The organism is Oceanibaculum indicum P24, assembly GCF_000299935.1.
Lineage (GTDB): Bacteria > Pseudomonadota > Alphaproteobacteria > Oceanibaculales > Oceanibaculaceae > Oceanibaculum > Oceanibaculum indicum.
Genome location: NZ_AMRL01000002.1, coordinates 203,975 through 214,783, shown reverse-complemented (window position 1 = coordinate 214,783; position 10,809 = coordinate 203,975). Strand labels below are relative to the sequence as shown.

The window sequence follows — 10,809 nt, the reverse complement described above, 5'->3', positions numbered from 1 at the left end:
CCGGCGCCTCAGGCGGTGCCTTCGGCCTCGCTGTTGGCTAGCGAATCGCCCTGCTGGGCCAGGCGACGTCGGTACAGCTCCACGAAATCGATGGGCTGCAGCATCGGCGGCGGGTAGCCGCCGTCACGCGTGGTTTCGGAAACGATGGCGCGGGCATAGGGGAACAGCAGGCGCGGGCACTCGATCATCACCATCGGGTGCAGATGCTCCTCCGGCGCGCCGCGCAGGCTGAACACGCCGCCATAGGTCAGCTCCAGCAGGAACAGCTGCTGCTCCTCGTTCTTGGTCTGGGCGCGGATCGTCAGCAGGACCTCGAAGACGGGATCGTCCTCTCGCATCCGGCGCGCCTGCACATCGACACCAACCTCGACATCGGGCTGCTTGCCGGTCGGCTGCAGGCTCATAGGCGCGTTGGGGTTCTCGAAGGAGAAATCCTTGATGTACTGCGCATGCACGACCAGCGGCAGCCCGCCTGCCTGTGTCGCCTGATCCTGCCCGTTGCTCGCCGTCGTGTCGGTCATATCGCTATCGCCTCTCGGTTCGGTAACTGGCCGGCTCGCTATCACGGATCAGCCGGCGGAACAAGCGCGGCCCGAAGAAACCGTTGGGCCGCAGGAAAATGGGTGGTTCAGGCCATCTCGCGTGGGTGCAGCAGTTCAGCCGCGCCCGGTGCCGTAAAGCGCACCAGATGGCCGTTGCCGACACGCAGGCCGGTCAGTGCCCGGATGAAGCCCCAATGAGTGACGACCAGCGTACGCGGCCTTGCCTCGTGCGGTTCGATCAGGCCCCAGAAACGCTGGCAGCGCGCGTGCAGCTGCTCTTCCTCCTCCGCCTCCGGCCACCAGCGATCCGGCAGGTGGTCGAAGCGCCAGTCCGGCCAGCGTTTCGCCAGGTCGCGCGCCGAGGTGCCGATGTCACAGACGAAGGCGGCATGCTCATGCACCAGCGGTTCGATCTCGACCGGCAGCTTCAGCGTATCGGCGATGATCTCCGCGGTCTGCAAGGTGCGGGTGAAGGGGCTGGCCAGCAGCCGTTCGATCTCATGCTCGCGTAGTATCTCGGCGGCGGCCTGTGCCTGCCGTCGCCCCTCTTCGGTCAGGGCCGGATCGACAATGCCGGGATCGACCCGGGTCTTGGCGAAATGCACATTGAATTCGGACTGGCCGTGGCGGACCAGAATCATGGCTGTTTATCCGTCTTGTCGGAGGGGGTGTCGGGCGCGTTGGCGTCGGGCAGCTGGCGCCAGGGTGAGTCGGGATTGCCCGGCTGGCCGCCTTCGGTCTCGGTGATGTCGCGATAGTCGCCATCGATGATCGGTCCACCCCGGCGCGGGCCACCGGGGAACGGCGTGCCGACCACATGAAAGCGGCCGCTCTTCACAAGGCTACGCCATAGCCAGCGGCCGATGCCGCGCCGGATGGCCGGTATGAACAACAGCAGCCCGACGGTGTCTGTGGCAAAACCGGGGGTCAGCAGCATCGCGCCGGCAATGGCGAGACCGATACCGTCCAGCATTTCGCGCACCGGCATCTCGTCGCGTGCCATGGCGGTGCGGGCCCGCGTCAGCGTCGACAGGCCCTGGACACGCAGCATCAGGCTGCCGGCCAGCGCGGTGGCAATGCAAAGGCCGATGGTGGGCCAGACGCCGATCTCCTCGCCAATCTCGATAAACAGGGCGATTTCGACCAGCGGGATACCGATCAGCAGGGCGAGTATCAGGAGGGGCATGCTTGCTCTTTCATCTGTTCGCCCCTATTTAGGGATTGATTCGTCTATTGAAACAGCACGCATCATGCTGTCATGGCTGACAGACGTGATTTTACTTAGCGCAAAGGGCGGGTGACGGTCCAGTTTGGTCCGGCCCGATGTAACTAGATGGGCGACGGACTACCATTTCTGGACATCATTTTTTTCGCCATGGTGGCGGCTTTCCTCATTCTGCGCCTGCGCAGCGTGCTTGGCCGCCGTACCGGTAACGAGCGCGACCGGCCTGATCCGTTCAGCCCGAAGCCGGAAGCCGAGAGTGATGCGGACAATGTCGTGGCCTTGCCGCAGCGCGCGAAGCTGGCCGCCGAGCTGGAGAACGCCCCTCCCGGTTCGGTCGCGGCAGGCCTGACCCAGATCAAGCTGGCCGATGGCAGCTTCGAGGAAAAGCAGTTCGCCAACGGCGCGCGTGCCGCCTTCGAGATGATCGTCCAGGCCTTCGCCAATGGCGACAAGGACACGCTGCGCCCGCTGCTCGCCAACGATGTCTATGACCGTTTCGTTGGCGCCATCGATGCCCGTGAGGCCCGCAAGGAGACGCTGGAGACCCGCCTTCTGTCGCTGAATGCCGCCGATATCACGGAGGCGCAGATGAAGGGATCGGTCGCCGAAGTGACCGTCGAATTCGTCAGCGAGCAGGTCAATCTGACCCGCAATGCGGAAGGCGAGGTGATCGACGGTGACCCCGACGGGATCGAGAGCGTCGTGGATATCTGGACCTTCCGGCGCGACACGCGGTCGGACGATCCGAACTGGCTTCTGTCCGCGACCCGCACGCCCAGCTGACGGTTCATGGTTGCCCGCTCAGGCCTCAACCGGCTCCCGGATCATTTTCTTGCCCTGACGGCAGGCCTGTTCCTGCTGGTCGTGGCAGCCTGCGCACCGGTAACGGAAAAGCCGGATCAGCTGACCCTGAAACCGGTCGGCTATGCCGATCTGCCGGGATGGCAGGCAGATTCCCTCGCCGAGGTCATGCCGGCCCTGCTGAAATCCTGCGATCGGCTGAAGCCGCAGCCGCCTGCCCGCAATTTCGGACCGGACGAGCGCTTCGGTACCATCGGCGACTGGCTGCCGGTCTGCGAGACGGCACGTGCTGTGCCGGCGGGTGACGCGACCGCCGTCCGTACCTTCTTTGAATCGAACTTCCGCCCCTATCGCGCCGGCAACAACGGCGCGCCGGAGGGGCTGTTCACCGGCTATTACGAGGCGGAGCTGCGTGGCGCCTTGCAGCGCTCGGCGCGCTATCCGGTGCCGCTGCATCGCCGGCCGGACGATCTTGTCATGGTCGATCTCGGCCAGTTCCGCGACGAGCTGAAGGGCCAGCGCATCGCCGGCCGTGTGGTGGGCGGCAATCTAAAACCCTATGAGGACCGCAAGGCCATCGTCGAGGGTGCCCTTGATCCCCGCAAGCTGGAGATCGTCTGGGTGGACGACCCGGTCGATGCCTTCTTCCTGCAGATTCAGGGCTCCGGCCGGGTGACGCTGGAGGATGGAAGGGTGATGCGCCTGGGCTATGCCGGGCAGAACGGCCACCCCTATGTCGCCATCGGGCGGGAGCTGATTGCCCGTGGCGCGCTGACCCGCGAAAATGTCTCCATGCAGTCGATCCGCGCCTGGCTGGCGGCCAATCCGGGCGAGGCGGCGGCGCTGATGAACACCAACCCGTCCTACGTCTTCTTCCGCGAACTGCCCGGCGACGGGCCGCTGGGTGCACAGGGGGCCGCTCTGACGCCGTTGCGCAGCCTGGCGGTGGACCGCCGCTTCGTGCCGCTGGGCACGCCGGTCTGGCTGGACGCCCAGCATCCGGATGCTGGTGCCGAGCGGTTGCGTCGGCTGGTCGTGGCACAAGATGTCGGCGGGGCGATCCGCGGCCCGGTGCGCGGCGACCTGTTCTGGGGGCATGGCGACGCCGCCGCCGACCGGGCCGGACGGATGAAGTCCAGCGGCCAGTATTATCTGTTGCTGCCCAAGGGTCTGGCGCCGGCTTCCTGACTGGTAATACCGGTCCGGCTTGTCAAGCAACCCGGCAACCGTCATCTTAGCGGCGAAGCAAGAAATGCCACGGCAGGAAGAGCCCGCAATGGTTGAGGAAGCGCCGCAGAAGAAGCCCCGGGTCGGGCTGTTCGTCACCTGTCTCGTCGATCTGTTCCGCCCGTCCGTCGGTTTTGCCGCGATCCGGCTGCTTGAGCAGGCAGGCTGCACGGTGGAGGTGCCGGAGGCGCAGACCTGCTGCGGCCAGCCGGCCTATAATTCGGGCGATTTCGCCGACACGAAGGACATCGCGCGCAACACCATCCGCGCCTTTGAGGGATTCGATTACGTGGTCGCCCCTTCCGGCTCCTGTGCCGGGATGCTGCGCGAGCATTATGCCGAATTGTTCAAGGAGGATGCCGAATGGGGGCCACGCGCCCATCATGTCGGCCACCGCACCTATGAGCTGGTCTCTTTCCTGGTCGATGTGATGGGGATGAAGGGCGTCGAGGCGCATTTCGACGGTACGGTGACCTATCACGACAGCTGTTCCGGCCTGCGCGAGCTGGGCGTGAAGCAGCAGCCGCGCAGCCTGCTCGGCTCAGTCGAGGGGCTGAAGCTGAAGGAGCTGCCGGGTGCGGAAACCTGCTGCGGGTTCGGCGGCACCTTCTGCATCAAGTACCCTGACATTTCCGACCGCATGGTCTCCGACAAGGCCGACGACATCGTGAAGACCGGCGCCGAGACCCTGCTGGCCGGCGATCTCGGCTGCCTGCTGAACATGGCTGGCAAGCTGAAGCGGCGCGGCGAGAAAGTGCAGGTCCGCCATGTTGCCGAGGTGCTGGCCGGTATGACCGATCAGCCGGCCATCGGCGAACCCGGACGCGGGAGCTGACGCCATGCAGCCTACCAGCCATTCCTTCAAGGAAAACGCTCACACCGCGCTGCATGACGAGCGACTGCAGCGCGCGCTCGGCAACATGCGCGCCGGCTTCCAGGACAAGCGCCGTGCGGCCATCGACAAGCTGCCGGAGTTCGAGGCGCTGCGCGACCAGGGCCGCGATATCAAGAACCACACGCTGGCCCATCTCGATTATTACCTGGAGCGCTTTGAGCGCCGGGTGACCGAGAATGGCGGGCATGTCCACTGGGCGCGCACGCCGCAGGAAGCACGCGAGAAAATCCTGGAAATCTGCCGCTCGGTGGAGGCGAAGACCGTCACCAAGGGTAAGTCGATGATCGCCGAGGAAATCGCGCTGAACGATTTCCTGGAAGAAAGCGGGATCGAGCCGATCGAGACCGATCTGGGCGAATATATCATCCAGATCCGCAAGGAACCGCCCAGCCATATCATCGCGCCGGCGGTGCATCTGAACCAGTCGGATGTCGAGGAAAGCTTCCGCAAGATCCACACCGACCTGCCAGCCGACCGGCCGCTGTCGGAGCCGCGCCAGCTGCTCGACGAGGCACGCGCGAAACTACGGAACAGGTTCATCAAGGCCGATGTCGGTATTACCGGGGCCAACTTCCTGATCGCCGAGACCGGCTCGACCGTCATCGTGACCAATGAGGGCAATGGCGATCTGACCCAGACCCTCCCCCGGATCCATATCGTGCTGGCCAGCCTGGAAAAGACTGTGCCGACGCTGGAGGATGCGGCCACGATCATGCGCCTGCTGGCCCGCTCGGCCACCGGGCAGGAAATGTCGGTCTATACCACCTTCTCCACCGGGCCGCGGCGGCCGGAGGATCTGGATGGGCCGGAGCAGTTCCATGTCGTGCTGCTGGATAATGGCCGCAGCGCGATGCTGGGCACCGAATTCCAGGAGATGCTGCGCTGTATCCGCTGCTCGGCCTGCATGAATCACTGCCCGGTGTACAGCGTGGTTGGCGGCCATGCCTATGGCTGGGTCTATCCCGGGCCGATGGGCGCGGTGCTGACCCCGACCCTGGTCGGTGTCGAGGAGGCCGGGCACCTGCCGAACGCCTCCACCTTCTGCGGACGCTGCGAGAGTGTATGCCCGATGCGTATTCCGCTGCCGAAGATGATGCGGCATTGGCGCAAGCGGGAATATGAACGCAAGCTGTCGCCGGCCCCCTACCGCTCGGGCCTCGCCCTCTGGGCGTTCTTCGCCAAGCGGCCGGCGCTCTATCAGCGCCTGACCGGCATTGCCATGAAGCTGCTTGGCCGGTTCGGCCGGGATAAGGGGCGGTTCCGGTCGCTGCCGCTGGCCGGGGGCTGGACTTCGGTGCGCGACATGCCCGCCCCGCAGGGTCGCACCTTCCAGGAGCTTTACCGCGAAAAGAAGGGGGCCGCCTGATGCCCGACATGTCCCCGCGCGATCAGATCCTGGCCGGCATCCGCCGGTCGCTTGGCCGCAGTGCGCTGGACGGCGAGCCGGCGGCGCAGCTGGAACAGCGGATCGCGGAGCACAGGCCGAACCTGATCCCGCAGCGGGCGCAGCTGCCGCACGACCAGCAGGTCACCCTGTTCGTCGAGATGGCTGAAGGCGTGCAGGCCACCATCAGCCAGGTCGCGGATGCCGCAGAGGTCCCTGACGCCATCGCCGACTATCTGGCGCAGCATAATCTGCCGGCCGAATTGCGCGTGGCGCCGGATGCCTGGCTGTCCGGCCTTCCCTGGGACAAGCGCCCGACCCTGACTATCAAAACCGGCAAGGCGGAGGAGCCGGATACGGCCAGCGTGACCCCGGCCTTTGCCGGCATTGCCGAGACCGGCACGCTGATGCTGACCTCCGGCCCGCACAGCCCGACCACACTGAACCTGCTGCCCGAGACCCATATCGTGGTGCTGAAGAAGAGCCAGATCGTTGGTTCCTACGAGGATGGCTGGGCGCGGCTGCGCGATGCGCAGGCGAAGGATTCCATGCCGCGCACGGTGAATTTCATCACCGGCCCGTCGCGCACCGGCGATATCGAGCAGAAGATCCTGATGGGCGCCCACGGACCGCGCCGGCTGCACATTGTCCTGATCGACGGCTAGGCATGGCCCGGCGGCGCGCCAGCAAGGACGAGGCTGAGCTTTTCCGCCAGGTCGTGAAGGATGCCAAGCCGCTGCCGCAGGATAAGCGCCTGCGGTTGGGCAGGCTGGATGAGCTGCCGCCGGAACCGGTTCCCGCCCCCCCCGAGGCCGAAGGCATGGCGCCGGCCAGCCGCAAGCGCGGCCGGGTGCCAAAGGACGAGCCACTTCCTCAGCCGGTCGCACAGCCGGTCAAGGCGCCGGTCATCCTGCCGGCCCTGAAGCATGATAGCGCGCCAGGGCTCGACAAGCGCAGCCAGATGCGCCTGAAACGCGGCCAGGTCGCCATTGAGGCGCGCATCGATCTGCATGGGATGACGCAGGATGCCGCCCATGTGGCACTGAACGGATTCATCGCCCGGTCGCAGGCGCGCGGCCTGCGCTGCGTGCTGGTGATCACCGGCAAGGGGACGCGGCGTGACGAATTCGGCCGCTATGAGGCTGGCGTGCTGAAGCGCGAGGTGCCGCGCTGGCTGAATGAGGGCGGCAACCGCGAGAAGGTGCTGGCCTTCGTCCATGCCCAGCCAAAGGATGGCGGCGGCGGTGCGCTCTATGTGCTGCTGCGTCGGGTGCGGGAGGAGGCATGACGCCATTCGGGGAAAGGCTGCGGGCGCTGCGTGCCGCGCGTGGCGTTACACTGAAGGAGATGGCGGCTGCGCTGCAGGTCTCCTCGGCCTATCTCTCGGCGCTGGAGCATGGCCATCGCGGCCGGCCCACCGACGGGCTGATCCATCAGATCTGCGGTTATTTTGGGCTCATCTGGGACGATGCGGAAGCGCTGAATCGGCTGGCGGAGATATCCCATCCGCGCGTCACCATCGACACGGCCGGCCTGTCGCCAAGCGCCACCAGGCTGGCGCACCAGCTGGCGCGGAAGATCGGGATCCTGGACGAGGAGAGGCTCGCGGCGCTCTTGAGCCAGCTCGAAGACTCGCCGAAAAAGCCGGAATGACAGGGCGATAAACGGGAATAAAATAATATTTTACATTAATTTCTTATATAGAGTCGACGCACTGATGGAGTGTCAAGCGAATTGCGGCGCGACGGCATCCAGCGCATAGCCGGCCGACCGGACGGTGCGGATCGGGTCGCCCTCGGCATCCTCGTTCAGCGCCTTGCGCAGCCGGCGGATATGCACATCCACGGTGCGCGGCTCGACATAGACATCCGCCCCCCAGACCGAATCCAGCAGTTGTTCGCGGGAGAAGACACGGCCCTGATGCTCCAGGAAATGGCGCAGCAGGCGGAATTCGGTCGGCCCAAGATGCACATCGCGGTCGCCGCGCTTCACCTTGTGGGCGGCAATGTCCATGACGATGTCGCCGCAGCGTAGCGTCTCGGCATCGGCGGCAGGCCGGGCGCGGCGCATGACGGCGCGGACGCGGGCCAGCAGTTCGCTGGGGCTGAAGGGCTTGGTGACGTAATCGTCGGCGCCGGCATTCAGGCCTCGTACCCGGTCGCCTTCCTCGCCGCGGGCCGTCAGCATGATGATCGGGATGCTGCGGGTCTGCGGGGTGCGGCGCAGCCGGCGGCAGACCTCGATGCCGGACAACAGCGGCAGCATCCAGTCCAGCAGGATCAGGTCGGGCCGGCGCTCGGTGGCCAGCAGCAGCCCTTCCTCGCCGTCGCGCGCTTCGAGGACCTGGAAGCCCTCGCGCTCCAAATTGTAGCTGAGCAGCGTGACGATCGCGGCTTCGTCTTCGACAATCAGGATCAGCGGCTTCATCGTGTGGTCCAATCTCGGCAGGCCTCAAGGGAAAAAGGCCAGTGGAAATGTTTCAAACCGTAGGTCAGTTCTCCGGCTCGACGACGGTGAACGCGCTGGTGTCGCCCTTCGGCCGCTCGGCGGTCAGCGGCCGGCCGGTTACCTGGTAGTACAGCGTCTCGGCGATATTGGTGGCATGGTCGCCGATGCGCTCGATATTCTTCGCCATGAACAGAAGATGCGTGCAGGGCGTGATGTTGCGCGGGTCTTCCATCATGTAGGTCAGCAGCTCGCGGAACAGGCTGGTGTACATCTCGTCCACCTCCTCGTCCCGGCGCCAGACCAGCAGGGCCTTTTCGGCATCCTGTTCGACATAGGCGTCCAGCACTTCCTTCAGGATCTGCTGCACCATCCGGCCCATGCGCGGTATACCGGTCGCGGGCCGTGCCGGCGGTACCTGGTTCAGGGCCACTGACCGCTTGGAGATGTTCGCGGCGTAGTCGCCAATGCGTTCCAGATCGGCGGAAATCTTCAGCGCGCCAACAACGCGGCGCAGATCCTCGGCCAGCGGCTGGCGCAGTGCCAGCATGCGAACCGTCAGATCGTTGACATCATGCTCCAGGCTGTCGATCTTCAGATCGCCCTGGATCACCCGCTCGGCGATGGTGCTGTCGCGCTTCGCCAGGGACTGGATGCAGTCCTGCACCTGCGTCTCCACCAGCCCGCCCATCTGCGAGATGAGATTCATCAGCCGCTTCAATTCCTCGTCGAAGGATTTCACGGTATGGGTGGGCATGAGGCTTCCTTTCCAAGGGCATGATCGATGGCGGACCGTGCGCCTGCGCTATCAATAACGGGCTTGCACGGCATAAATACTACGTTTCGATGACGCTTTTATTACATCGACATCGAATCGGGGGTTTTCGCGGCGGCCGTTCAGCCCGCGGATGCGGCGACCGGCAGATAGACGGTGAAGGCGCTGCCCTTGCCGACCTGGCTGTCGACGGAAAGCGCCCCCCGGTGGCGGCTGACGATGTGCTTCACGATGGCAAGGCCAAGACCGGTGCCGCCAAGATCGCGGCTGCGCGCCTTGTCGACCCGGTAGAACCGTTCGGTCAGGCGCGGAATATGCTCGCGCGGGATGCCCTCGCCCTGGTCCTGAACACGGATCAGGACCGCGCCATGCGGTGCCTTGGGGAAGGCTGCCGGCACGCTGTCGGCGCGCCGGGCCGTTACCCGGATCGGTGTGCCGGGCCGGCCATATTTGGTCGCATTGTCGATCAGGTTCTGCGCCACCTGCGCCAGCTCGTCCTCGTCGCCGGTGACCGGCGGCAGCCCGTCCTCGATATCGAGCTGGATGTCCATGTCCTTGGTCGCCGCCTGCATGTCCAGCGTCGCCTTCACGCTGGAAAGAATGCGCGACAGGTCGGCCAGCCCGCGCGGCGGCGTATGCTCGTTCAGCTCGATCCGCGAAAGCGACAGCAAGTCGTTCACCAGCCGCGACATGCGCAGGCTCTGCTCATGCATGATTTCCAGGAACCGCTCATGCGCTTCCGGATCGTCCTTGGCCGGGCCGCGCAGCGTCTCGATGAAGCCGACCAGCGTGGAGAGCGGCGTGCGCAGCTCATGGCTCGCATTGGCAACGAAATCGGCGCGCATCTGCTCCGTGCGCTTCATCGCCGTCAGCTCGTGCATCAGGATCAGCGCCCGGCTGTCATCCGGCCCCGGTTCGCGCAACGGTTCGACACTGACGGCGAAACTGCGCTCGATGGGCACCAGCATGGTCATCTCGACAGTGCGGCCCTGCCCCTGTTCAAGGGCCGTCTCCACCGCCTTCAGCACCTCCGGATGGCGCAGATTGCTGGCGACCGCCCTGCCCGCCAGCGCCTCGCCGAAGATCTCGCGGGCGGCCCGGTTGGTGGCCACGATGGTTGCCTCGGCATCGATTAGCAGCAGCGGGTCGGGCAGCGATTCCAGCGCGACATGGGCGGCATGGAGGCGCTGCCGCAGGGCGCCCAGATTTTCCGCCTGCACGCGATGCAGCGATTCGATGCGGCCGGCCAACGGGGCGAGCGGGCTGTTCGGCTCGATCTCCGCCGAACCGCCCTCAACCGCCGCTTCCAGCCGGGCAATGCGCTGAAAATGACGCTGCACCAGCAACGCGAAGATGCCGGGAGAAATCGCCCAGCCCAGCAGGGCGGGCCAGCCATTCAGCTGGCCGCCGGCGACCAGCACCAGCAGCACCAGCCCGACAGGCAGGGACAGCAGCAGGCTGGTCTTGACGATCGCGGAGCGCGACAGTCGGGTTGCGGGCATGGGGGCCTCGGGC

General features: G+C 65.6%; 13 protein-coding genes. 7 read left to right on the top strand and 6 right to left on the bottom strand.

The window, feature by feature from the left end; all coding sequences use genetic code 11:
• Positions 1 to 8: 8 nt before the first annotated feature.
• The 3 genes from secB to P24_RS02970 all read right to left on the bottom strand — a co-directional run bounded on the left by secB (position 9) and on the right by P24_RS02970 (position 1,728).
• Positions 9 to 521, bottom strand: coding sequence for a protein-export chaperone SecB (secB, locus tag P24_RS02980; RefSeq protein WP_008943214.1), 513 nt, complete (start codon positions 519 to 521; stop codon positions 9 to 11).
• Positions 522 to 628: 107 nt separating this feature from the next.
• A complete protein-coding gene (locus P24_RS02975; protein WP_008943213.1) occupies positions 629 to 1,183 on the bottom strand; it encodes a histidine phosphatase family protein in 555 nt (184 codons plus the stop codon).
• Entirely contained in the window at positions 1,180 to 1,728 is a 549-nt protein-coding gene (locus P24_RS02970) for an FxsA family protein (protein ID WP_008943212.1), read from the bottom strand. Before P24_RS02970 ends, P24_RS02975 begins: the two co-directional genes overlap by 4 nt.
• Positions 1,729 to 1,875: 147 nt before the next feature.
• Here P24_RS02970 and P24_RS02965 point away from each other — a divergent pair, with 147 nt between their 5' ends.
• The 7 genes from P24_RS02965 (at position 1,876) to P24_RS02935 (ending at position 7,727) form a co-directional block, all read left to right on the top strand.
• Positions 1,876 to 2,550, top strand: coding sequence for a Tim44/TimA family putative adaptor protein (locus tag P24_RS02965; RefSeq protein WP_008943211.1), 675 nt, complete (start codon positions 1,876 to 1,878; stop codon positions 2,548 to 2,550).
• A gap of 6 nt (positions 2,551 to 2,556) precedes the next feature.
• Positions 2,557 to 3,756, top strand: coding sequence for a murein transglycosylase A (gene mltA / locus P24_RS02960; protein ID WP_008943210.1), 1,200 nt, complete (start codon positions 2,557 to 2,559; stop codon positions 3,754 to 3,756).
• Between the two features lie 88 nt (positions 3,757 to 3,844).
• On the top strand, positions 3,845 to 4,630 hold the full coding sequence (locus P24_RS02955; RefSeq protein WP_008943209.1) for a (Fe-S)-binding protein: 786 nt from the start codon (positions 3,845 to 3,847) through the stop codon (positions 4,628 to 4,630).
• Positions 4,631 to 4,634: 4 nt separating this feature from the next.
• Complete coding sequence (locus P24_RS02950) at positions 4,635 to 6,056, top strand: LutB/LldF family L-lactate oxidation iron-sulfur protein (RefSeq protein WP_008943208.1); 1,422 nt, start codon at positions 4,635 to 4,637, stop codon at positions 6,054 to 6,056.
• The gene (locus P24_RS02945) at positions 6,056 to 6,739 is read left to right on the top strand and encodes a LutC/YkgG family protein (protein ID WP_008943207.1); all 684 of its coding nucleotides are present in this window, start codon (positions 6,056 to 6,058) and stop codon (positions 6,737 to 6,739) included. The genes P24_RS02950 and P24_RS02945 overlap by 1 nt, the downstream gene beginning before the upstream one ends.
• A 2-nt stretch (positions 6,740 to 6,741) precedes the next feature.
• The gene (locus P24_RS02940) at positions 6,742 to 7,362 is read left to right on the top strand and encodes a Smr/MutS family protein (protein WP_008943206.1); all 621 of its coding nucleotides are present in this window, start codon (positions 6,742 to 6,744) and stop codon (positions 7,360 to 7,362) included.
• Entirely contained in the window at positions 7,359 to 7,727 is a 369-nt protein-coding gene (locus tag P24_RS02935) for a helix-turn-helix domain-containing protein (RefSeq protein WP_008943205.1), read from the top strand. The genes P24_RS02940 and P24_RS02935 overlap by 4 nt, the downstream gene beginning before the upstream one ends.
• 72 nt (positions 7,728 to 7,799) lie before the next feature.
• On the opposite strand, the gene phoB is transcribed toward P24_RS02935, so the two are convergent.
• The 3 genes from phoB to P24_RS02920 form a co-directional block, all read right to left on the bottom strand.
• Positions 7,800 to 8,501 (bottom strand): phosphate regulon transcriptional regulator PhoB, encoded by a 702-nt coding sequence (phoB, locus tag P24_RS02930; protein WP_008943204.1) that lies wholly within the window; start codon positions 8,499 to 8,501, stop codon positions 7,800 to 7,802.
• Positions 8,502 to 8,565: 64 nt separating this feature from the next.
• A complete protein-coding gene (gene phoU / locus P24_RS02925) occupies positions 8,566 to 9,276 on the bottom strand; it encodes a phosphate signaling complex protein PhoU (protein ID WP_008943203.1) in 711 nt (236 codons plus the stop codon).
• Positions 9,277 to 9,416: 140 nt separating this feature from the next.
• Positions 9,417 to 10,796 (bottom strand): ATP-binding protein, encoded by a 1,380-nt coding sequence (locus P24_RS02920; protein WP_008943202.1) that lies wholly within the window; start codon positions 10,794 to 10,796, stop codon positions 9,417 to 9,419.
• Positions 10,797 to 10,809: the final 13 nt, after the last annotated feature.